This is a genomic window from Levilactobacillus acidifarinae DSM 19394 = JCM 15949 (assembly GCF_001434835.1).
Taxonomy (GTDB): Bacteria; Bacillota; Bacilli; order Lactobacillales; family Lactobacillaceae; genus Levilactobacillus; species Levilactobacillus acidifarinae.
In genome coordinates this window covers 76979-99363 of the sequence record NZ_AZDV01000005.1, presented here as the reverse complement: position 1 = coordinate 99363, position 22385 = coordinate 76979, and the positions used below count along the sequence as shown (strand labels likewise).

Genomic DNA, 22385 nt, shown 5'->3' with positions numbered 1-22385 from the left:
CTATAGAATGATGATACAACGATTGTTCCAATTTGAAAGGAAGTTATCTTATGAGTGATCAAAGTATTTTGACCAACCGGCATTCTGCTCGGGACTTTAGCGACCGCCCCGTGGACTTAGAAACGTTAAAGGCCATTCTCTACACCGCCCAAAACGCGCCTTCTTGGGAAAATACCCAACCCTGGAAAGCCTATTTGGCGCTGGGGGACACGGTTGATCGGATTCACCGGAGCCACCGCGAGTTGACCGGTAACGGCACCAAAGGTTGGACCGAAGTCATGCCGCCAAAAGTCTGGGCGTCAATGCCACAGGCCAATATGGATGCCTGGCGTCAGAACATGTTGGCCTTCTTCACCGATGACGAAAAGCCCCGCTTCGCCCAAGTTCAGCAGATGCTCTTCAATGCCCCGGCCATCGTCTACCTCACTATGCCCAAAGACGCTTCTGCCTACTCGGCTTACGATCTGGGCGCCTTCGGGTACGGAATCTTACTCGCCGCCGAGGAACACGGGGTTAGTGGCGTGCCGGCCTACGAACTGGTCCGGTATCCCGCCGAGATTCGCCAGGAATTCGACATCCCCGCAGACGAAGCCATCTTCATGGGTATCGCGCTAGGTTACCCTAAAGACAACCGACTGAACCAATTACGAACCAAGCGCACCCCGCTCGATGATATCTTACAGGTCCGTCAATAACGCCTTAAATTCCGTCGTAATCCTCAGATTATGACGGAATTTTTTTAACACAGCTTACTTACAGCCACCCGGGATTATCCATTCAGTTGGTGAGTAATTTTTCAAAAGCGGTTGACATTTTTCGGTTGTCTCGCTAAACTAGCAATCATTAACAATCGATGAGAAAATTAAAAAGTGATGAAGAAGACTAGTAACGTGACCTTGGGCGTCAAGCGATCCCGGTTTAGTGTAAGCGGGAACCCCAGCCTCACGTGAACTCCCTTCCGAACTGTCAGCTGAATGCTAGTAAGCCCGACCGGCCGCAACCGTTATCCTTGCACTTGAATCGCGGTGTGGCCCCCACAGGACCTAGCCTGTGAGAAATTGCCTCTAGGAGCCGCCGTTCATGTTGAGAACCAACTAAGGTGGTACCGTGCAAAGACTTGCGCCCTTACGGAGAAACATTTTCCGTGAGGGCGCTTTTTGTCGTTCACCACCGCATCGATTGACATCCCTAGGAGGTCTTTGCCCATGCATCGTTCACTATTTATGATTCCCGCCGCCCTACTGCTGGCGGTCACCCTAAGCGCCTGCGGCCAAGCCAACGGCCAGACTCAAAATAAAACGTTGAACGTCACCTTAGCTGATGAACCGGCGACGGCCGACCCGAACAAATCCACCGATACCAATAGCGGTAGTGTCATTTCCCAGACAATGGAAGGTCTCTACACCTATAGCAGATCTAACAAGATTGTTCCCGGCGTCGCGACCAAGATCGTTAAACCGACTAATCACGGAAAGACTTACACGTTTACGCTTAAGAAAAACGCCAAATGGGCTAATGGTCAACAGGTCACGGCACAAGATTTCGTCACTTCTCTACAACGAATGGCTAATCCTAAAACTAAGGCCCAATACGCCAGTCTTCTCTCGGCCTTCAAAAATTACGATGCCGTTCAGCACGGCAAGATGGCCCCTTCAAAATTAGGCATCAAAGCCCTAAGTAAGACTAAGCTCCAAATTCAGCTGACCAAAGCTGTCCCGTACTTCAATAGTTTGGTGGCCAGTGACTATTACCCGCTGAACACCGCAACCGTAAAGAAGTACGGTGCCCAATACGGAACCAGCGCCGTTAAGGCCATGAGTGACGGTCCCTATAAACTAGTTGGTTGGACTGGAAGTAACTCTAGCTGGCGCTACGTTAAAAATACCCATTACTGGAACGCCCCAAACGTCAAAATCAACAATGTAAAGGTTTCTGTTACCAAAGATGAGACGACAGCGGCCAACTTGTTTAAATCCGGTAAAATTCAAGAAACGACCGTTAGTGGCCAATACGTTCGGTCCAATGGCAACGAAAAACAACTGAAAACTCATTTGCTGGGACGCATGAACCTCCTGGTCTTCAACAGTAAACAAGCAAAGACTAGCTCCGAAAACCTGCGTCAAGCCGTCTCTTACGTGATCGACCGCAACCAATTGGTCAACCACGTCCTGGGCGACGGATCCAAAGCAGCCACCAGCGCCGTTCCTTACGGTGATCAAGCCAATCCCCAAACTGGCGAAGATATGGCTAAAGAAGTGGGTAACCTGTTACCTCATGACGTGACCAAAGCCAAAGCTTACTGGCAAAAGTATTTGAAGGAAACCGGCAAGTCCAAAGTCACTTTGAACATCTTGACCGACGATAGCGACGACGATAAGCACGTGGGTACCTACATCCAATCCGTCATGGAAAAGAATTTCAAAGGGTTGACCGTTAACATCACTGCTCTACCACACGCCCAACACGTAGCCCGCGACTTTGCCGAGAAGTTCGATATCAACTTGATTGGCTGGTCCACCAATTGGCTAGACGCCGACGACTACCTGGAACTGGCCGCGAAGGGCAATTCCGTCAACTTCACCAATTGGAACGATACCCAGTACAATCAGCTTCTGCAAAGTACCAATGCTCAAACCGGTATCGCACGCTACAACGGCTTGATTGCTGCTAATAAGTACCTGATGAGTATAAAGGGATACGTTCCCGTCTATCAACCTTCTGAAGCTAAATTGGTCAGTGACAAGGTTGGTGGTCTGACTTACTCATTGTTGAACGAAGCGCACTATCAATACGCCTATTGGAAATAATACGTCTAAAACCATTTGAGGAAGTGACCAATCCGTTCCACACAACTCACCCCTTAACTAAAAAAACTGGAGGAATGTCTCATGACGACTTTTTACAACTGCAATTTCTTTGACGGTGCCACTGAACACAATACGGAAAATGCTTGGTTCACGGTTGACGACCACACTGGCCGCATCACTGCTCGGGGAACTGGAACCCCCACCAGTGCTGACCAACAAGTCGACTTTCACGGACAATACGTGATGCCCGGTTTCTTCAACGTCCATACCCACATCACGGCGGGCCCTGACACCCCTGATGGCTCGTATGGCCACACCGAAGCCGAATCAGCGGTTTTCGCTACGCAGAACATGCATCAATTACTCCAGTCCGGCGTTACCTACATTCGCCAATGTGGTACTGAATACGACGTGGATATCGCCCTCAAACGAATGCAACAAGACGGTAAGTTGCCACACACCCCACACATGATGACTTCCGGAAAAGCCTTCTCTATGACGGGCGGTCATGGCGATTCATCCCACGGTGGTCACGCGGTCGATTCCCCCGGCGAGATGCGCAAAGCCGTTCGAACGGCATTTAAAAATGGTGCCGAAAGCATCAAGGTCATGGCAACTGGGGGCGTGATGACTCCCAACGACTTTATGGAGGACCCGCAACTTTCCGTGGCTGAAATGCACGTGGCCGTGGAGGAATCTCACCACAAGCGGCGCATCGTTGCGGCTCACGCCGAAGGTAATCCTGGCATTCAAAACGCCATCGACGCCGGCGTCGACTCAATCGAACACGGCTTTTACGTCAACGAACAAGAAGCTCATCAGATGGTGGCCCAGGGAACTTACCTCACGCCAACGTTAATCGCTGAATGGGCGGCTGCTAAGGACGGTATCGGGGTACTCCCGGCTTGGGAGATTAAAAAGGCTGAGGATGCCCTTGACGACACTTATGTCAATCTCTCTCGTGCCTTCCAGATTGGCGTTAAGTTTACCTGTGGTACGGATGCTGGCACGCCGTTCAACGGCTTTGATCAGACCCCTCATGAATTCGAAATGCTCACCAAAATCGGCATGACCCCCGCCCAGGCCTACCAGTGTTCCAGCATCAATTCCGCTAACCTCTTAGGCGTTGCCGACGATTACGGCACCCTTGAAGTGGGCAAGTTCGCCGACTTTCAAGTTCTAAAAGCCGATCCCGTCGCCGATGTTCACGCCGTCGTCCAAGCAGATAAGCAAGTTTACCTTGGCGGTCACCGTGAATTTTAATTAAATTTCCGCCTGCGCGCTAGCGACCCCCTTCCCCTCAAAAAACGGTCGCTGGCGCGCTTTTTGGTCGAACCACTTAGCAAGTTTACCGACTAACACACCGACAACAGTTTTCAAATTTGCGTTGACAATCCAAAAATCGGTGCTAAACTAGCAATTATTAACAATTGATTAGAACATTAAAAAGTGATGATGAAGTCCAGTAGTGTTGGTCACGACTGTTAGCGAACCCGGTCTAGTGCAAGCGGGTCAGTTACCCCAACACGAACATCCCTTCGGAGCCGTCCACCGAATTCAAGTAAGTGTTCAACCGGGAAGCATCCCGTTATCCGTGCAGTGAATCGCGAGGGTCGCTAGCGCTAAAAGCCTAGTTTAGCGTCGGCGTCTAGGCCCCTTGCCGTTCATGCTAAAGGCGACGTTTTTGTCGCGAAAATTAAGGTGGTACCGTGCGAACTGCACCCTTATGGAAGTTGTTTTTTCCATGAGGGTGCTTTTTTTGTTCTCAAACCTTAGATCAATTGTGCTAGGAGGCTTTTCTATGACTCATAAAACTTGGTTAACCACGACCGCTTTACTGGCCCTAGTCGCGTTAAGTGGCTGCGGTCAGGCATCCGGCCAGACAAAATCACAGAATAAAACGCTCAACGTCACGCTCGCCGACGAACCGGCGACGGCCGACCCCAACAAGGATACCGACACCAACAGTGCCAGTCTGATTTATCAGACCATGGAGGGGCTTTACACCTATAACCGGTCTAATAAGATTGTGCCCGGTGTCGCTACCAAGGTAGTTAAACCCACCAACCAGGGTAAAACCTACACCTTCATCCTCAAGAAAAACGCGAAGTGGGCCAACGGACAGGCCGTCACCGCCCAAGACTTCGTCACTTCCTTGCAACGCATGGCGAATCCCAAGACCAAGGCGCAATATGCCAGCGTCTTATCGGCCTTTAAAAATTACGCGGCCGTTCAAAAGGGTACGCTGGCGCCCACTAAATTGGGGGTTAAGGCCTTGAATCAAACGACGTTACGGATTCAATTAACCAAGGCCGTCCCCTACTTCAACGATCTGGTCGCCAGCAAGTATTACCCCCTCAATACCGCTACCGTGAAGAAATACGGCGCCCAATACGGAACCATGGCGTCCAAGACCCTGAGTAACGGCCCGTACAAACTCGTTGGCTGGACGGGGAGCAATTCGACCTGGCACTACGTCAAAAACACGCACTATTGGAACGCTAAAAACGTAAAGATCGACCGGGTCAAGGTCGCGGTCACCAAGGACGAAACCACCGCCGAAAATCTGTTCAAGGCCAATAAGGTGCAAGAAACCACGGTCAGTGGCCAGTACGTTCGGGCCAACAGTAACGATAGTCAGTTACATACCCACCTGCAAGGTCGTCTACAGTACCTCTACGTGAACAGTAAGAAGACCGCCACGAACTCCGAAAATCTACGTCAGGCCGTTTCTTACGCGGTCGACCGGCAACAACTGACTGGTCAGGTCTTAAACGACGGGTCCAAGCCTGCCCTGAGCGCCGTCCCTCGTGGCGACCAGGCGAACCCTCAGACGGGACAAGACATGGCGAGTGAAGTGGGAAATCAACTCCCCCAAGACCTCACCAAAGCCAAAGCTTACTGGCAGAAATACTTAAAAGAGACCGGTAAAACCAAGGTCACCTTAAATCTGTTGACCGACGATACGGATGACGATAAGAAGGTGGGTACCTACCTCCAATCCGTTTTGGAGAAGAACTTGACCGGCCTGACCGTCACGACCACGGCCATTCCCCACGCCCAACACGTGGCCCGCGACTTTGCCGGGACTTTCGAATTAAACCTCACCGGTTGGTCCACCAATTGGTTAGACGCCGACGACTACCTCGAATTAGCCGCCAAAGGCAACACGGTCAACTTTACCAACTGGAACGACCCGACCTTTAATCAACTCTTGCAAAAGGCTAACGCCCAGAGTGGTCTGGCCCGCTACAACGGTCTGATGACCGCCGATAAATATCTGATGAGCGTTAAGGGTTACCTGCCCCTCTACCAACCGGCCGAGGCCAAGCTCATCAATAAGAACGTGGGTGGCTTATCCTACTCACTTTTAAACGAAGCCCAATACCAATATGCTTACTGGAAATAAATAGGAGGAATTACTCATGACAACTTTTTTTAATTGCACCTTATTCGATGGTCGTACCGATCACAACACCCCGGATGCCTGGTTTACCGTTAACGAAACCGGTCGGTTGACCGCTCGCGGAACCGGAACCCCCACCGCCACCGAGAACCTCGTTGATTTAAACGGTCAATACGTGATGCCCGGCTTCTTAAACGTCCACACCCACGTCACCGCCGATCCGCAATCCTTTAACGGCAATTATGGCCAAACCGAGGCCGAAGCCGCCGTATTCGCCACCCAGAATTTACAAGCCCTGTTAAAATCCGGGGTGACCTTCTTACGCCAATGTGGAACCAAGTACGACGTCGACGTTGCCCTCAAACGGATGCAGGCCGACGGCAAACTCCCTCACACCCCGCACTTTTTGACGTCCGGGCGCGCCTTTACCATGACCGGGGGGCACGGGGATGGCCCCCATAGTGGTAACCTGGTCGATTCTCCCGACGAAATGCGTAAGGCCATCCGGCAAGCGTTTAAGTTGGGAATCGACAGTGTCAAGGTGATTGCCACCGGCGGCGTCATGACCCCTAATGACTTCATGGAAGACCCCCAACTCTCTACGGCCGAAATGCACGTCGCCGTCGAAGAAGCCCATCACAAGCGCCGGGTCGTCGCCGCCCACGCAGAAGGAAATCCGGGGATTCAAAACGCCTTAGACGCCGGGGTAGACTCCATCGAGCACGGTTTTTACGTGACCCCCGATGAGGCTAAACAAATGGCGGCGCAAAACACGTACCTAACGCCGACCCTGATTGCCGAATGGGTAATCCCCGCATACGGGAAGGGGCACTTACCCGATTGGGAGGTCAAGAAGGCGGCCGACGCCCTCGATGACACCTACGTCAACCTTACCAAGGCCTTTCAATTAGGCGTTAAATTCACCTGCGGCACGGACGCCGGAACCCCATTCAACGGGTTTGACCTGACGCCTAAGGAGTTCGGTCTCCTAACCAAATTGGGAATGACCCCCGCTCAGGCCTACCAATGCTCAAGCCTAAACTCCGCACAGCTCTTAGGCGTGGCGGACGATTACGGCACCCTAGAGGTCGGCAAGTTCGCCGATTTCCAAGTCTTAAAGAACGATCCCTTAGCCGACACGGCCAACGTGGTCCAGGCCGACAAACAGGTCTACCTGGGGGGCCACCGCGAATTCTAAACCCTTAAAAGCGACCAGCTACTGGAAACTCCGGTAACTGGTCGCTTTTTGACGTTAATTTTTCTGATTTTCAGTGTCCCGAGCACGGCGGAATAGTAGTCCCACGTAGTACCCGCCAACCAGGACGACGACCCCCGCGGCGACCCAAATCGTCCGTGTCCCCCACCAGTTTTGCAGGAGTGCCGACATGATCGCACCGCCCGCGAAGGCCCCCACCAGCTCGAAGTAGACCTGACTGGTGACTAGTTGTGCCGGGTCGCTACTCATGCCGTACGCCGTCAGTGCACTGGTGGCCTTCTTGAGGTTCCCGGTCGAAAACACGTTGTTGTAGCCGTGCCCGGAAATGGTGCCAAAGGCCGTGGTCTGCATGGCCATTACCAGCGCTAGGGGTGGCGTCACCATGTAGTTGGGAACACTGGCCGGTAAGCCGCCCACGATGCCGCAAACGATTAATTCTGACAGCAGACTGATGAGCCGCCAGTAATGCGAGCGTGGGCGAATGTGGTACTCCCAGATGCGCACCGCCACCACCCCCAGCATAAACGCCAGGACCGTGGCCAACTTGGTCAGAACCCCCGGTAAGTCTCGCTGGGCAACGTCTACGCTCAGAAAGATCAGATTCCCGGTCTGTCCCGCCGCCAGCACCCCACCGCGCTGGACGAAGGTATAGGCGTCGATAAACCCACCAATAAAGGTTAGGCCCAACCCAATCTCTCTCAGCTGAAAAATTTGTGAATTCTGATAACGTCCCACGGTGTCGCCTCCCAGGTTCTTAATGTTACCAGCATAGAAAACTTGGCAGGGGAACGCAAGTCGATCGGTATCTCTTTAATAGCCGCTTTACTTGTCAATCACTTTTTGAATAATCACCGAAGTTATGCACAGAATTGTCCACAAGTGTGCATAAGTTAGGCGTTACTTGCGCTATTTCGCTTAATCATCGAGCATGCATATTTTCATACCATAAATTAATTAAATTAACTATTTCATTCATCATGGTTCTCGTCACTGACTAACCCCCACCATAATCAGCTCTGGTTACCCCATTAGCCACTAGATTTAGTAGTCTTTTCCGAGTTATCCCCTAAATCTGGTAGTTATCCACCGTTTTCTGTGCATAACTCACTAAATTTGGGGATAAAAAAACGACGCCCCCTAAAAGGCGTCGTTTCTGATGCTACTCTTCGCTGACGAATGGCATTAAGCCCATAATCCGTGAACGCTTGATAGCGATCGTTAACTTACGTTGGTTCTTGGCACTAGTACCAGTAACCCGGCGAGGTAAAATCTTGCCTCGTTCAGAAATGAATCGACGTAATAAGTCAGTGTCTTTGTAATCAATGTATTCGATGTGGTTGGCTGCGATGAAGTCAACCTTACGACGGCGACGGCCGCCACGACGTTGTCCTGCCATGGATAATTCCCTCCTCGTTTAGTGAGTTTTTAGAACGGTAAATCATCGTCAGAAATATCAATCGAGTCGCCAGTATTCGCAAACGGATCGTTGGCATTGCTACCATTGTTACCGTTATTGGGCTGGTTGTTCCCGGCCGGCGCACTAGGTGCGGGATTCGAGTTAGTGTTCGCTTGCGACCCATTGTTGGTGCCACTAGTGAACGGATTGTTATTCTGAGTCTGATTATTCTGAGGAGCGTTATTCACAGGAGCGCCGTAATTGTTTCCACCTTGGGGCGCCGCGTTACGATTGCTCGAACGAGGTTCCAAGAAGGAAAAGTTTTCGACGACCACTTCGGTCACATAGACCCGTTGGCCCTGCTGATTTTCGTAGTTTCGGGTTTGCAACCGGCCTTCGATGCCGACCAAGGACCCTTTATGCATGTATTGGGCAAAATTCTCCGCGGACTTGCGCCAAATCACACAACTAACGAAATCAGCTTCCCGCTCACCTTGCTGGTTGGTGAACCGCCGATCAACGGCCAATGTAAAAGTGGCAACAGCAGCACCGCCTTGGGTGTATCGTAAGTCAACGTCCCGTGTCAGTCGGCCAGTAAGTACTACTCGGTTGATCATTGCTGAATAACTCCTCTCAAATTAAAAGTTAAAGTTAGAATTAGTCTTCGCGCTTAACGATCATATGACGTAAGATATCGCCATTGATCTTGGCTAAACGGTCGAATTCGTTCAAAGCTTCGTCATCGTTAGCGTTCAACGTTACGACGTGGTAGATACCTTCGTTGTAACCGCCGATTTCGTAAGCAAAACGACGCTTTGACCAGTCTTTCGAACTGATGATTTCTGCACCGTTATCCGTAACAATCTTGTCAAAACGTTCTACCAAAGCAGTCTTAGCAGCGTCGTCAAGATCTGGACGAATGATGTAGGTAATTTCGTATTTCGTAGTTTCCATGAATCGTACACCTCCTTATGGACTTCAGGCCCCCGCCTCTTGTGCGGAAGCAAGGAGAGTCACTAGCGTAAGCCAGATACTCACAAGCTAGTAGTATAGCATAAAAACAATTGCAACGCAAATCGGGGCCGACCGACTGGGCGTGACTGACGATACACCGTTAACTCCGCACGACCGGCTAACTTTTTTTCGAAAAAAAGTTATTTTTGAAAATCGTTCAGGTCGAGCCGGAGCTGAACTCGTTGACTCGCCGTGGCGACTAATTGGTAGGCCACCTGTATGCTGCCTAAGAAATTGACCAACGCACTCAGGTCCTGTAACCGCTGCGGCTGCCAGGTCACAACGCCCTCGAAGGTGCGCCACGAGATATCCAGCTGGGCGTGGGTTCCCAGTAAAAACTGCAAGGCCGTCTTAATCTCCGTGACCCGCAAATTCGGAATCACTGGCGGTAAGGGGCGACAATCCACGTGGACTTGAAAGGATAACACGTCGCCCCGTTCGTTTACCAAATCATTGGTGGTAAATCGTTGTTGCCACCGCCCTAGTTGATCAAAAAACACGCAAAACGGCGCGACCCGAGTGATGTGTAAAGCCAAATCAATTTCCGCTCCCTGAGTGCTGGTCTCCAACACGGCTGAACGTCCCAGTGCCGCTACCGCCCAACGCTGAATATCTACCGGCGTCATACGCCTCGCCTCCTAATGGCCCCAGTGTAGCCAGCAGGTACTCGCAGCGCAAGCGGGGAAAACCTTTGCATAATCAGATAAATATTTATTTGATTATAACGACGCAATTGCTACGCCAAACCCGAACGTTTTTGCTATTTAGGCTGGGCTCCGACGCCCCTTTACGGTTTAACCCACTCCGCAAAAAAAAGCGCTACCCACAGGGGGTAACGCTCAATGGTGCTTGTCACTTTAATTTTCAGCCGTTGGATGCTCGGTTGGCGCTGGTGTTTCGTCCGCGGTGGTGTCGGCGGCTGGTGCCGCTGACTCATCGGTCGACGAATCGCTGTCGTCTTCCTTAGCAACCTTGGCCATGGTGGCCACCTTCGCGTCGTCGTTCAAGCGAATCAGGTGGACCCCTAAGGTCGCCCGACCCGTTTCGGACACGTCGGCCACGCTAAAGCGGATCATGACCCCTTTGTTGGTGATCAACATGATGTCTTCATCACCCGCAACCGTGGTCAGACCGGCTAACGGTCCATTCTTGGCGCTCACGTTAACGGTCTTGATTCCCTTACCGCCCCGACCCTTAATTGGGTATTCGGTGGCGGCGGTTTGCTTGCCGTAGCCCTTTTCGGAAATCACGAAGACGTGATCCGTGGGCTTCAAGACGCTGGCGCCGATGACGTAATCGTGATCGCGCAGGCGAATCCCGCGGACCCCGGTCGCCGAACGGCCCATCGACCGCACGTCTTCCGCCGCGAAACTAACCGCGTAGCCCAGGTGCGTCCCGATGATCATGTTAGCATCGTTCTTGATGATAGCCACGTTCATTAACTCGTCGCCGTCTTTTAAGTTCAACGCCTTCAATCCGTTACTCCGGATGTTGGCAAACTCGTCGACCGGCGTGCGTTTAACCGTTCCGTGCACCGTGGTGAAGAACAGATCACGTTCGGTGTTTTGCCCCGGATTGGCTACGTTAATGACCGCTTGGACGTGTTCATCGGTGTTGATGCCCAACAAATTGATGACCGGAATTCCCTTGGCCGAACGCCCGTATTCGGGAATCTCGTACCCCTTCATCCGGTAGACCTTCCCGGTGTTGGTGAAGAACAGGAGCATGTCGTGCGTCGAGGTGGCGACTAAGTGTTCGATAAAGTCGTCTTCGTGCACGCCCATGCCTTGAACCCCTTTACCACCCCGGTTTTGGGCCTTAAATTCGGTCGTTGGGAGCCGCTTGATGTAGCCGTTGTGGGTCAGTGACACCACGACGTCTTCTTCAGCGATCAGGTCTTCGTCTTCCAGACTCAAGACTTCGCCGACCATCAATTCGGTCCGGCGCTTGTCGCCAAACTTGTTTTGAATGTCCAATAGTTCCTGGTAGATGATTTCCTGTTGTCGTTCTTTAGAAGCCAAGATGGCCTTATAGTCGGCAATGGCCGTCTGTAAGTCCTTGTACTCCTTTTCGACCTTTTCACGTTCCAAACCGGTCAGGCGAACCAACCGCATGTCCAAGATGGCTTGCGATTGCTTGTCTGACAGGCTGAAACGGGTAATCAATTCGTTCTTGGCGAGTTCGGCCGTCTGGGATTGGCGAATGATCGTGATGATCTCGTCAATGTGGTCCAGCGCAATCCGCAACCCCTCCAGGATGTGGGCCCGGGCCTCGGCCTTCTTCAGGTCAAAGGCCGTCCGCCGCCGAATAACTTCCAGTTGGAAGTCCAGGTAGTGTTCGAGAATGGACTTCAGGCCCAAGACCTTCGGCGCCCCATCCACGATGGCCAACATGTTGATTCCAAAGGACGTCTGCATCAACGTCATCTTGTACAGGTTGTTCAAGATGACTTCGGCGCTGGCATCCCGCCGGACATCGACCACGATTCGCATCCCGGTCCGGTCGGATTCATCGTTCACGTCGGTGATGCCTTCGATCCGCTTATCACGGGCCAGTTCGGCGATCCGTTCGATGAGTTTAGCCTTGTTGACCATGTACGGAATTTCGGTGGCGACGATTCGTTGCTTACCGTTCTTTTCTTCCTCGATGTCGACCTTGGCGCGCAGGGTAATGGTGCCCTTCCCGGTCTCGTAAGCCCGGCGAATGGCCGCCTTGCCCATCACGATCCCCCCGGTTGGGAAATCGGGCCCCGGTAAGGCCTCCATTAAGTCGGCCAGCGTGGCATCGGGGTTCTTCATCAGAATGTGTAACGCACTAATGACTTCCGTCAAGTTGTGCGGCGGAATGTTGGTGGCCATCCCCACGGCGATCCCGGACGCCCCGTTGACTAAGAGGTTCGGGAACCGGGACGGCAAAACAACGGGTTCACGTTCACTGCCATCGTAGTTATCTTGATAATCAATCGTATCTTTATTGATGTCACGCAGCATTTCCAGCGCAATCTTACTCAACCGCGCTTCGGTATACCGCATGGCAGCGGCGCCGTCCCCATCGACGGAGCCGAAGTTCCCGTGACCGTCCACTAACATGTAGCGATACGAGAAATCTTGGGCCATCCGTACCATGGATTCGTAGACCGCCGTATCCCCGTGGGGGTGATACTTCCCTAACACGTCACCGACCACCCGGGCCGATTTCCGGAAGGGTTTATCGGGTGTAATCCCCAGTTCGTGCATATCGTACAGAATCCGCCGGTGTACCGGCTTAAGTCCGTCCCGCACATCGGGAAGGGCCCGGGCCACGATAACACTCATCGCGTAATCCAAGAAGGAACTGCGCATGGTTTGCGACAGGTCCACGTCGGTAATTCGCGTATGGGTCAAATCTTGATCAGCCAAATTTTTATCCTCCGTTCCTACTTCCGTGTGCCAGCCGTCGAGTTCATCTCAACGGTGTGCTTCGCGTAACGCTTAAACGTCGAGATCGGCGAAGGTGGCATTGTCTTCGATAAATTCACGCCGGGGCGCAACTTTATCGCCCATCAGCATGCTGAAGACTTGGTCGGCGTTGATGGCATCCTTGGCATCCACTCGTAAGAGGCGCCGGTTGTCCGGATTCATCGTGGTTTCCCACAATTGTTCCGCGTCCATTTCACCTAACCCTTTGTACCGTTGAATTTGCGGCTTCGGTGATGGGGATAACTGCCCCAAGACTGTCTTCAGTTCCTCTTCAGAGTCAATGTAACGTTGGTACTTGCCTTGCCGGATCCGGTACAGCGGTGGCTGGGCAATGTACACAAAGCCCGCATCGAGTAATGGCCGCATGTAACGGTAGATCAACGTTAACAACAGGGTCCGAATGTGCGCCCCGTCGACATCGGCATCGGTCATGATAATTAATTTATGGTAATTCGCCTTAGCGACGTCAAAATCGTCCCCAAAGCCGGTCCCCATGGCCGTGAACAGCGAGCGAATTTCTTCGTTGGCTAAAATCCGGTCCATCGAAGCCTTTTCCACGTTTAAGATCTTCCCCCGAATCGGTAAGATGGCCTGCGTTAACCGCGACCGGCCTTGCTTGGCCGACCCACCGGCGGAGTCCCCTTCGACGATGAAGAGTTCCGAGATGGCTGGGTCCTTGGAGGTGTTATCCGCCAATTTCCCGGGGAGGTTACTGATTTCCAAGCCACTCTTCTTGCGGGTGACTTCCCGGGCACGCTTAGCGGCCACCCGGGCCTTGGAGGCTAACGTCCCCTTATCCACAATCTTGCGGGCCACGTCGGGATGCTCCATCAAAAAGCGCATGAAGTGGTCGGCAAAGGTGTGATCCACGGCCGTCCGGGCGTCGGAGTTCCCCAACTTGGTCTTGGTCTGACCTTCAAATTGTGGATCCGGGTGTTTGACCGAAACTACGGCCGTTAACCCTTCCCGCACGTCGTCCCCGGTCAAGTTGGCTTCGTTATCCTTCATCAACTTGTTCTGCCGGGCGTAGTCGTTGACCACCCGCGTCAAGGCTCGCTTGAAGCCTTCCTCGTGGGTCCCCCCTTCGTAGGTGTGGATGTTGTTGGTAAAGGTCAGCAGGTTGTTGTGGTAGTCGTCGGTGTATTGTAAGGCGACTTCCACGGTAATCCCGTTTTCCTGACCTTCCACGTAGATTGGCGGTTCAAATAACGTGGTTTTATTTTCGTTTAAATAGTCGACGTAGTGGCGAATCCCACCTTCGTAGTGGAAGTCTTCTTCCGTCGGTGTTTCTGGCCGTTCGTCACGAATCGTAATCCGTAAGCCCTTGTTAAGAAAGGCCAGTTCACGAATCCGCGTGGTCAGCGTTTTAATGTCGAAAGTCGTGGTTTCCCGGAAAATATCGGGATCCGGCAAGAAGTGCACAATGGTGCCGTGCTTTTCCTCCGGTAGCCCCGTTTCCGTCACGTGCATCGGGGTCTTGACGTGGCCGCGGGTAAAGTCCATGGCGTAACGTTTGCCGCCCCGAACGACTTGGACGTCCAGTTCGGTGGACAGGGCGTTCACGACGGAAGCCCCGACCCCGTGTAACCCGCCGGAGACCTTGTACCCGCCACCGCCGAACTTACCGCCGGCGTGCAGGATGGTGAAGACCGTTTCCAAAGCGGGTTTCCCCGTCTTCTTCTGAATGTCCACCGGAATCCCCCGACCGTTATCGGTCACGGTGATACTGTTGTCCTTTTCGACCGTCACGTGAATGGCATCGGCAAAGCCCGCCAAGGCTTCATCAATCCCGTTATCCACAATTTCCCACACCAAATGGTGCAGGCCTTGGGAACTCGTGGTCCCAATGTACATTCCGGGACGCTTGCGGACCGCTTCCAGACCTTCTAGGACCTGGATTTGGCTGGCATCATATTCACGGGCACGTTCTTCCTTGGTTTCTTTTTCGTTTTCAGCCACAGTCTAATCCTCCTTACAGATTACTCAGCCGGCGTTGAATCGCCCGACTCATCGGCCACCACGGACCCGGCACTGACGTGAAAAATCGTCGGGTCCTTGATCAACTGACGGGTGATCCCGCTCAAGCTGGTGGTGGTTATAAACGTTTGAACTTTGTCCTGAATGGCGGTCAATAGGTGCGTTTGCCGCGCATCGTCCAGTTCGGACAGGACGTCATCCAATAATAAGACCGGATATTCTCCGGTCTCAGCCTTCATTAACTCAATTTCTGCGAGTTTGACACTCAACGCCGTGGTCCGTTGCTGGCCTTGCGAACCGAACGTTTGCACGTTCTTATCGTTGACCTGAAACCGCAAATCGTCGCGGTGCGGCCCAATCAGCGTGGTGCCCTGATAGAGTTCTTTGTCACGTTGCTTCTGATAAAGCGCCGTTAATGCATCACAGATGGTCTTGGGATCGCCTAACGCTGACTCGGCCACCTGCGTCGCGTAGTGAAAGGTTAGGGTTTCTCGGTGCTGGGAAATCTCAGCGTGAATCGACTGGGCCCACTGTTCCAAGCGGTGCAGCAAGACCAGTCGTTGGTGAATAATGTCGGCGCCGTACGCCGCCAGTTGGTCGGTCAACACGTCGAGTAATAACAAGTCGTGTTGGCGGTGGTGCTGTAAATCCTTCAGGTACTGGTTACGCTGCTTGAGCAACGTCCGGTACTGACTCAGGTTATACAGGTACCGCGGGTTCATCTGGCCAAATTCCATGTCCATGAACCGCCGCCGCACGGTCGGGGCGCCTTTAACAATCGCCAAGTCTTCCGGCGCAAATAAAATCACGTTGAGCTGACCCACATACTGGGAGAGGCGGGCCTGTTCTAAGTGATTGATTTTAGCGCGTTTGCCTTGACGCGAAAAAGTCAGCTCCAAAGGCGTCGTCCCGCTAGCCTTGACCACCCGACCACTGACCCGGGCCGTCTTGGCCTGCCAGTTGATCAAATCGTGATCGTTAGCTGTGCGGTGACTGCGAGTCAGGGCCAACGCGTAAATCGCCTCTAAAAGGTTAGTTTTACCCTGCGCGTTTTCGCCCAACAGGACGTTAATGCCCTGACCTAGTCGTAAGTCCGCCGCCGTATAATTACGGAAATTTTGGAGCTGCAATTCTTGCAAATACATTATTCACCCTGCTTTGAACGAATCAAAAACGATCCGGCATCAGGTACGGTAATGTTATCGCCCGGGTACAGCTTGCGACCCCGCCGGTTATCCGGTTCGTCGTTCACCATCACGGTGTTCTCCCGCAAGTACCACTTGGCTTGACCACCCGTACCGATAATGGATTCTTCCTTGAGCATCTGACCTAGTGTGATGTAGGGCGTCTCAATGAAAATTGCTTTTTTCACAACTTCACCCCTTCATTTTCTTTACTTATATTATACCGCTTTTACGCAAAAAGTACAGATTCACCGCCTGATTTCGGCGTTTTAAGCCCGTTATTAGCATTTTTGATATTTTTTCCAAAAAGCAGGTAAATCTGCTCAGAAACCGAAACAGTGCCATATGGCCAAAATAAGTCGATTTTTAAGTAATTTTCAGCAAGTAACCGTTTGTGAAAAGATTGCGCCCGCAATTTAGGGGATTTTCACGATGTAAATCGTTATACTTCATCAGCCAATTAGCTAAAATGAAAACCATTTCGTGACGCTTATGTTGGCTTGAAAACGACTGAAACCACGACCTTCCTCGCCACCGATTGTGGCCCAGGCAGGGGCAGTCCCGGTTCCCTAGTTATCCCCCGAAAGTGGATAACTTCGGCCTAGTCCCGTTGACCAATGACGACCGTTACTCATCCGACCATTCGTTTGTCCCCAATCCCCCGACTTATCCCCAAAGTGTGCGTAACTTCGGGGATAAGTTGACTGCGCAAGTCAGACCTACCAAGGGATTCACCGCAACTAAAGTTAATTTCGGAAAAAGAACGCCACGCTCCGTGGTGTTCTTTTTTCGGCCCCATTTTGAGCACTAATCAGTCGCTTTTACCCCAATTCAGTTCCCTTAAAGCTAAAAAAAGTGAGCCCCCACAAAGGGTGACTCACTTTTTTCTAAGTTTAGGGTTGGTTATCCCCAATGCTATAAAATCCTGTCAATTACTCATGGGACTTATCCCCGAATTGACGCGGTTATCTCCACTTTCGGTGGATAACTTTAGAACGTCCGGACCGGCGTAATCAGTTGAATAAAGTTGCTGGTATCTTCGGTCGGCACTAACGTGAACGGCCGCAACGGTGACGTGAACGCCACGCGAATCGCGGTTTGCCCGAAGGAACGTAAGGCATCCTTCATGTAATCCGGGTTGAAGGAAATTTCCAGTTCGGCCCCGTCCATATCCTTAGGCGTCAATTCTTCTTCAACGTTCCCGACATCCGGGGAGTTACTGAAGATCGTGACTTCCTTGGTGTCTGGCTTCAAGGTCAGCTTAACCACGTTGTTCCGGGATTCGTGGGAGAGTAACGATGCCCGTTCCACGGCCGCCAATAATTCGGGCGCTTCGATTTCCATCGTGGTCGACGCGGTCTTTGGGATCAACCGCGAGGTGTCCGGGTAGTTCCCTTCTAGCAACCGGGAGTAAAACGAGGTGTCGCCCAAGAGGAACAACACTTGGTTTTCGGAGAATTGCATCTTCACGTCATCGTCTTCGTCCCCAATCATCCGGGAGAGTTCGGTCAAACTCTTTCCGGGAATGATCACGTCGAAGTTGGCGTTGGTCGGCGTCGGCAATTCAATTTGCCGTTGGCTCAACCGGTGACTATCGGTCGCTACCGCCAAGAACTGATTGTCGTTCAAGACGAAGTGGACCCCGGTTAGGATCGGCCGACTTTCTTGCGTGGAAACCGCAATGACGGTTTGGCTGATCAATTCCTTGAACACGGCCCCCGAAAGGACGACGGAATCTTCTGCGTCTACTTCTGGCAAATGTGGATAATTGTTAGCGTCCTGGCCGTTGATGTTGAAGGCGGCGGACCCGGACGTGATTTCGGTCTGGAACCCATCCTTGACCGTGACCGTCATGGTCTTTTCCGGCAACCGCTTCACGATTTCACTGAAGAAGTGCGCGGTTAACACGATTGCGCCGTTGTCTTCAATGGTTAGGCCATTGTCGGGATCATCGGCTCGAATCAAGGTTTCAATCGAAATATCGGCGTTGGATCCGGTCAAGAGTAGACCAGCGTCACTGGCCACAATTTTTAACCCCGTCAAGATGGGAATCGTGGTCTTAGATGAAATGGCCCGGGACACGTTATTGAGTTCTTTCACGAAAGCTGCCCGGTTAATCGTAAATTGCATACGGAATGACACTCCTTTTTTGATAGTCTCCTTGGAGACTAGGGTTTAACTTAATTAAAAGAAAAAACAGTAGTCGTAGTAGACCGGTGGATAATGTGGATAATCGTGCGGAACATAGAGCCCGTAAGCTTATCCACCTGTGGAAAACTTGTGGATAACCGGTGGACTTTGGTGGTGGTTATCCACACACCCCTTTCCGGGGATAAGTCTATCATACACTAACGGCAACCAAAAAGACCGTGGGGACGTCTGTGCAACGCCAGTCAACTGGCGACGCCGGAACGGTCTTAATGGCGTAACTCTTCCTTGAGATCCGCGATGTCCTTTTGCAGTTCGGCATCGTCTTTGAGGGAAGCGGCAATCTTATCGTAGGCGTGGATCACGGTGGTGTGGTCCTTGCCGCCAAATTCGTTCCCGATCCGGGGGAGTGACGAGTCGGTCAGCTCCCGGGACAGGTACATAGCGATTTGGCGGGGAATGACGATGGCCTTTTTGCGTTTCTTACCCTTAAGGTCTTTGAGCGACACGTCAAAGTAGCGGGCTACACAATCCTGAATGGTCGGAATGGTGAGCGTGGCTTCGTTGTGTGCGAGGTTCAAGCCCTTCAAGGCTTCGGCGGCCAGATCCGTGGTGATCGGTTGACGCATCAAGCGGTGATAGGCTTGCACGCGGGCCAGGGCCCCTTCGAGTTCGCGCACGTTAGAGTCGATTTGTCCGGCAATGTAACTCAGCGTGTCGTCGGGAATATCGACTTGGTCAGCATCCGCTTTGTTACGCAGGATGGCGATCCGCGTTTCGAGGTCCGGCGGGGTGATATCCACAGAAAGGCCCCAAGCAAACCGGGATACTAACCGGTCTTGTAGCTTAGGAATTTCGTTGGGTAAGCGGTCGGACGTTAAAACGATCTGTTTGCCTTCATCATATAAGGCGTTAAATGTATGGAAGAATTCTTCCTGTGTTCCTTCCTTATTAGCAAAGAACTGAATATCATCGACGAGTAGTAGGTCGACGTTTCGGTACTCCTGTCGAAACTTTTCCTGCGTCCGGGTCTGAATCGCGTTAATAAAGTCGTTCGTGAAGGCCTCACTGGTCACGTACTTCACTTTCGTTGCGGGATGGTCCTCCAGCATTTTGTTACCGATGGCGTGCATCAAGTGGGTTTTGCCCAGCCCGACGCCCCCGTAGAAGAACAGTGGATTGTACATCACACCGGGTTCTTCGGAGACCACTAAGGCTGCGGCGTGGGCCATTTGGTTGCCCTTACCGATGACGAAAGTATCGAACGTGTAGCGGGGGTTCAACGTCGTTTCCTTCATAAAAGTGGGCGTGGGTTCACGCGTCGCTTCAGCGGGGGCGTCGGCAGCTTGGGCCTTTAAGGTGGCCTGTTGTTGCCGCTCGCCTTCCAGAATTAACACGGGTTGAACGTCTTCATGAGTGGCTTGATAAGCGTATTCGACCAATTGCTGGTCCAGATGTTGATTGGTCCAGTAGTCGCGGTGCAGCGGTGACGGGAGTTCCAACGTCAATTTATTCCCCACCAGGGAAATCGGCTTGGCAGACGCGATCCAAGTCGCATAGGACGTCTTGGAGTAGCTCTGTTTGAACGACTCTTGGATATCAGTCCATAAAGTTGACATATCTGGCACTAATGGGATCCCCCTAAATTACAAATTTGATGACGTGGCCACCAACGAGAAACGTTACGTCGGTGGAAAACGTATATTCAGTGTAGCATGTCAGAAAAAAGTTTTCCACAGGTAAATGCACCCTGTGACTAATTGTTTCACACCAAGTTCATAACAGTTATCCACAGGATGCTGATTTCTGTGGATTTTAAAAGTTATTCCGAGTTATCCACAGTGACAAAAACCTGGGAAACATTATTCTATTGCATGTTTCACAAGTTATCCACATTTTCGACAAGTCGAAAAAATCGGGAATTCACACGTTGTGAAACTGGGGATAAACCGGTGAGCAAGTCCGGGATAACTTTTTGGGCCGGTTTGGGTTATCCACAGCAAATGTGTATGAAACAAGATTAACCGGGGAGAACTTTTTGCTGGAAATTACAACTTCTGGTTTTCATTCCGGCGGTTTTATGCTAATATGGTCAAGAAATGCATTTAGTCTGTTCGACCCTGTGTCGGGCAACCAATCAAAAACTTGATATAAAGGAGGTGTCACGATGAAGCGCACTTACCAACCAAAGAAGCGTCACCGTTCACGTGTACACGGTTTCCGCAAACGGATGAGTACTAGTAACGGCCGTCACGTCTTAGCACGTCGCCGTCAAAAGGGACGTAAAGTATTGTCTGCATAGGCCGCTGAGGGTTCAGTGGTCTTTTTATTTTATCTGAGTCGGTACTGGGACCCCAATGCCCCTCGGACTGTTTGTGCCAGTCAGCCGACTGGTCGTCAATTCTGATCATTAAGATCGTGAAAATTTTGGAGATGCTCCATGCGAAAATCTTACCGCATTAAGAAAGAAGCGGAATTTCAGCAGGTCTTTGAAACCAGAAATTCGGTCGCTAATCGGCAGTTTGTGGTGTATTCAATGGCCAAGCCAGGGCAAAAACATTTTCGGGTCGGCGTGTCCGTCGGCAAGAAGATTGGGAATGCCGTGCACCGTAACTGGGTCAAACGGCGAATTCGCCAGAGCCTTCTCGAGTTAAAGCCCTTCTTGAAACAAGACGTGGATTTTCTCGTGATCGCCCGGCCTAGAGCAGACGGGATTTCCATGGCGGATGCCAAGCAGAGTATGATTCACGTACTCAAGTTGGCGCAACTGCTAGATTCCAACTATAGCGAGGAATAACTGTGAAAAAGTACAGACGTACCCTACTGATGTTAGGTATCGTGAGCCTGGTGTTCATTCTCTCCGCTTGTAGTAATAAACCAATCACCAATCAAAGTACGGGGATTTGGGACGGTCTGATCGTCCTAAACTTCTCGCGGGCGATTATCTGGTTGGCGCATTTCTTCGGCAATAGTTACGGGATGGGAATTATCCTCTTCACCATTGTGATCCGGATTATCCTGTTACCGTTAATGATCTTCCAAACGCGCAGCATGCGGAAGACCCAAGAGATTCAACCCAAGGTTAAGGCCTTACAAAAGAAATATTCATCTAAGGACCGGGAAACGGTTCAAAAATTACAAGCTGAGCAGCAAAAACTGTACTCCGAAGCGGGTATTAACCCGTTGATGGGGTGCTTACCAGCCGTGGTTCAGTTGCCCATTATCTGGGCGCTGTACCAAGCCATTTGGCGGACCGCCATTCTGCGGTCGGGGAGTTTCTTGTGGTTACAATTGGGCCACAAGGACCCGTACTTCATCCTGCCAGTCCTCGCGGCGTTAGCCACGATGGCCAGTTCCTGGTTAACGACTAAGTCGGCGCCAGAAACCAGCTCGATGAACACCATGATGGTCTTCGGGATGCCGGTAGTGGTTTTCTTCACTGCCTTAAACGTTCCATCGTCTTTGTCACTGTACTGGACGGTCTCCTACGTGTTCCAGGTGGGGCAAACCCTCTTGATTCAAAACCCGTGGAAGATTCAAGCCGAACGTGACGAAAAAGAAAAAGCTGAAGCCGACCACGAACGGGCCGTTCGCCGCGCCATTCGTAAGGCTAAGCAAAGTCGTCGTAAGTAATACACAACATTAAATGCATTTTAAACCGCTGGGCTGTTAAAGCTTGAGCGGTTTTTTTTATGACCAAGATTGAAACCGGACACTTACCAGACATTGGGCACCCGTTTTTTAAGTTATCCACCGGGGGATAACGCAGTTTGCGTTGG

19 protein-coding genes are annotated in these 22385 nt (G+C 51.8%); 8 read left to right on the top strand and 11 right to left on the bottom strand.

Annotated features, from left to right (window positions below):
• The first annotated feature begins 50 nt into the window (after nt 1-50).
• From FD25_RS02745 to FD25_RS02725, 5 genes are all read left to right on the top strand, one after another.
• Complete coding sequence (locus tag FD25_RS02745; protein WP_057801059.1) at nt 51-695, top strand: nitroreductase; 645 nt, start codon at nt 51-53, stop codon at nt 693-695.
• 510 nt (nt 696-1205) lie between these two features.
• Nucleotides 1206-2807 (top strand): peptide ABC transporter substrate-binding protein, encoded by a 1602-nt coding sequence (locus FD25_RS02740; RefSeq protein WP_057801057.1) that lies wholly within the window; start codon nt 1206-1208, stop codon nt 2805-2807.
• Nucleotides 2808-2888: 81 nt separating this feature from the next.
• Nucleotides 2889-4070, top strand: a complete 1182-nt coding sequence (locus FD25_RS02735) for a metal-dependent hydrolase family protein (RefSeq protein ID WP_057801056.1) — start codon at nt 2889-2891, stop codon at nt 4068-4070.
• 538 nt (nt 4071-4608) lie between these two features.
• Nucleotides 4609-6216 carry a peptide ABC transporter substrate-binding protein gene (locus FD25_RS02730; RefSeq protein ID WP_057801055.1) on the top strand — a complete coding sequence of 536 codons (1608 nt, stop codon included), beginning with the start codon at nt 4609-4611 and terminating at the stop codon, nt 6214-6216.
• Nucleotides 6217-6232: 16 nt separating this feature from the next.
• On the top strand, nt 6233-7411 hold the full coding sequence (locus FD25_RS02725; protein ID WP_057801054.1) for a metal-dependent hydrolase family protein: 1179 nt from the start codon (nt 6233-6235) through the stop codon (nt 7409-7411).
• Nucleotides 7412-7465: 54 nt separating this feature from the next.
• Here the strand turns inward: FD25_RS02725 and FD25_RS02720 are convergent, their stop codons facing one another.
• The 11 genes from FD25_RS02720 to dnaA all read right to left on the bottom strand — a co-directional run bounded on the left by FD25_RS02720 (nt 7466) and on the right by dnaA (nt 20234).
• Nucleotides 7466-8164, bottom strand: a complete 699-nt coding sequence (locus tag FD25_RS02720; RefSeq protein WP_057801053.1) for a YoaK family protein — start codon at nt 8162-8164, stop codon at nt 7466-7468.
• Between the two features lie 424 nt (nt 8165-8588).
• Complete coding sequence (gene rpsR / locus FD25_RS02715; protein ID WP_011666824.1) at nt 8589-8825, bottom strand: 30S ribosomal protein S18; 237 nt, start codon at nt 8823-8825, stop codon at nt 8589-8591.
• 29 nt (nt 8826-8854) lie between these two features.
• Entirely contained in the window at nt 8855-9442 is a 588-nt protein-coding gene (ssb, locus tag FD25_RS02710) for a single-stranded DNA-binding protein (RefSeq protein WP_057801052.1), read from the bottom strand.
• A gap of 40 nt (nt 9443-9482) precedes the next feature.
• Nucleotides 9483-9779, bottom strand: coding sequence for a 30S ribosomal protein S6 (gene rpsF / locus FD25_RS02705; RefSeq protein ID WP_057801051.1), 297 nt, complete (start codon nt 9777-9779; stop codon nt 9483-9485).
• Nucleotides 9780-9979: 200 nt separating this feature from the next.
• Nucleotides 9980-10465: a hypothetical protein gene (locus FD25_RS02700; protein ID WP_057801050.1), complete on the bottom strand. Its 486-nt coding sequence runs from the start codon at nt 10463-10465 to the stop codon at nt 9980-9982.
• A 231-nt stretch (nt 10466-10696) separates the two neighbouring features.
• Nucleotides 10697-13237, bottom strand: coding sequence for a DNA gyrase subunit A (gene gyrA, locus FD25_RS02695; protein WP_057801049.1), 2541 nt, complete (start codon nt 13235-13237; stop codon nt 10697-10699).
• Between the two features lie 72 nt (nt 13238-13309).
• On the bottom strand, nt 13310-15256 hold the full coding sequence (gyrB, locus tag FD25_RS02690; RefSeq protein ID WP_057801048.1) for a DNA topoisomerase (ATP-hydrolyzing) subunit B: 1947 nt from the start codon (nt 15254-15256) through the stop codon (nt 13310-13312).
• Nucleotides 15257-15276: 20 nt separating this feature from the next.
• Entirely contained in the window at nt 15277-16419 is a 1143-nt protein-coding gene (gene recF / locus FD25_RS02685; RefSeq protein ID WP_057801047.1) for a DNA replication/repair protein RecF, read from the bottom strand.
• Nucleotides 16419-16646: a S4 domain-containing protein YaaA gene (yaaA, locus tag FD25_RS02680; RefSeq protein WP_057801046.1), complete on the bottom strand. Its 228-nt coding sequence runs from the start codon at nt 16644-16646 to the stop codon at nt 16419-16421. Before yaaA ends, recF begins: the two co-directional genes overlap by 1 nt.
• Nucleotides 16647-17448: 802 nt before the next feature.
• Complete coding sequence (dnaN, locus tag FD25_RS02675; RefSeq protein WP_057801045.1) at nt 17449-18588, bottom strand: DNA polymerase III subunit beta; 1140 nt, start codon at nt 18586-18588, stop codon at nt 17449-17451.
• Nucleotides 18589-18875: 287 nt separating this feature from the next.
• The gene (gene dnaA / locus FD25_RS02670) at nt 18876-20234 is read right to left on the bottom strand and encodes a chromosomal replication initiator protein DnaA (RefSeq protein WP_057801044.1); all 1359 of its coding nucleotides are present in this window, start codon (nt 20232-20234) and stop codon (nt 18876-18878) included.
• Between the two features lie 539 nt (nt 20235-20773).
• Here dnaA and rpmH point away from each other — a divergent pair.
• From rpmH to FD25_RS02660, 3 genes are all read left to right on the top strand, one after another.
• Complete coding sequence (gene rpmH, locus FD25_RS13865; RefSeq protein WP_083484058.1) at nt 20774-20908, top strand: 50S ribosomal protein L34; 135 nt, start codon at nt 20774-20776, stop codon at nt 20906-20908.
• Between the two features lie 138 nt (nt 20909-21046).
• The gene (gene rnpA, locus FD25_RS02665; RefSeq protein ID WP_057732970.1) at nt 21047-21403 is read left to right on the top strand and encodes a ribonuclease P protein component; all 357 of its coding nucleotides are present in this window, start codon (nt 21047-21049) and stop codon (nt 21401-21403) included.
• 2 nt (nt 21404-21405) lie between these two features.
• Nucleotides 21406-22239 (top strand): YidC/Oxa1 family membrane protein insertase, encoded by an 834-nt coding sequence (locus FD25_RS02660; RefSeq protein WP_186811146.1) that lies wholly within the window; start codon nt 21406-21408, stop codon nt 22237-22239.
• The last annotated feature ends 146 nt before the right edge of the window (nt 22240-22385 follow it).

Excerpts from the sequence above, each read along its gene's own strand:
- FD25_RS02725 (WP_057801054.1), top strand. The coding sequence starts at position 6,233 with ATGACAACTTTTTTTAATTGCACCTTATTCGATGGTCGTACCGATCAC.
- rpsF (WP_057801051.1), bottom strand. The coding sequence starts at position 9,779 with ATGGAAACTACGAAATACGAAATTACCTACATCATTCGTCCAGATCTT.
- recF (WP_057801047.1), bottom strand. The coding sequence starts at position 16,419 with ATGTATTTGCAAGAATTGCAGCTCCAAAATTTCCGTAATTATACGGCG.
- FD25_RS02740 (WP_057801057.1), top strand. The coding sequence starts at position 1,206 with ATGCATCGTTCACTATTTATGATTCCCGCCGCCCTACTGCTGGCGGTC.
- rpsR (WP_011666824.1), bottom strand. The coding sequence starts at position 8,825 with ATGGCAGGACAACGTCGTGGCGGCCGTCGCCGTCGTAAGGTTGACTTC.
- rnpA (WP_057732970.1), top strand. The coding sequence starts at position 21,047 with ATGCGAAAATCTTACCGCATTAAGAAAGAAGCGGAATTTCAGCAGGTC.
- FD25_RS02730 (WP_057801055.1), top strand. The coding sequence starts at position 4,609 with ATGACTCATAAAACTTGGTTAACCACGACCGCTTTACTGGCCCTAGTC.
- FD25_RS02745 (WP_057801059.1), top strand. The coding sequence starts at position 51 with ATGAGTGATCAAAGTATTTTGACCAACCGGCATTCTGCTCGGGACTTT.
- dnaN (WP_057801045.1), bottom strand. The coding sequence starts at position 18,588 with ATGCAATTTACGATTAACCGGGCAGCTTTCGTGAAAGAACTCAATAAC.
- FD25_RS02700 (WP_057801050.1), bottom strand. The coding sequence starts at position 10,465 with ATGACGCCGGTAGATATTCAGCGTTGGGCGGTAGCGGCACTGGGACGT.
- rpmH (WP_083484058.1), top strand. The coding sequence starts at position 20,774 with ATGAAGCGCACTTACCAACCAAAGAAGCGTCACCGTTCACGTGTACAC.
- FD25_RS02735 (WP_057801056.1), top strand. The coding sequence starts at position 2,889 with ATGACGACTTTTTACAACTGCAATTTCTTTGACGGTGCCACTGAACAC.
- ssb (WP_057801052.1), bottom strand. The coding sequence starts at position 9,442 with ATGATCAACCGAGTAGTACTTACTGGCCGACTGACACGGGACGTTGAC.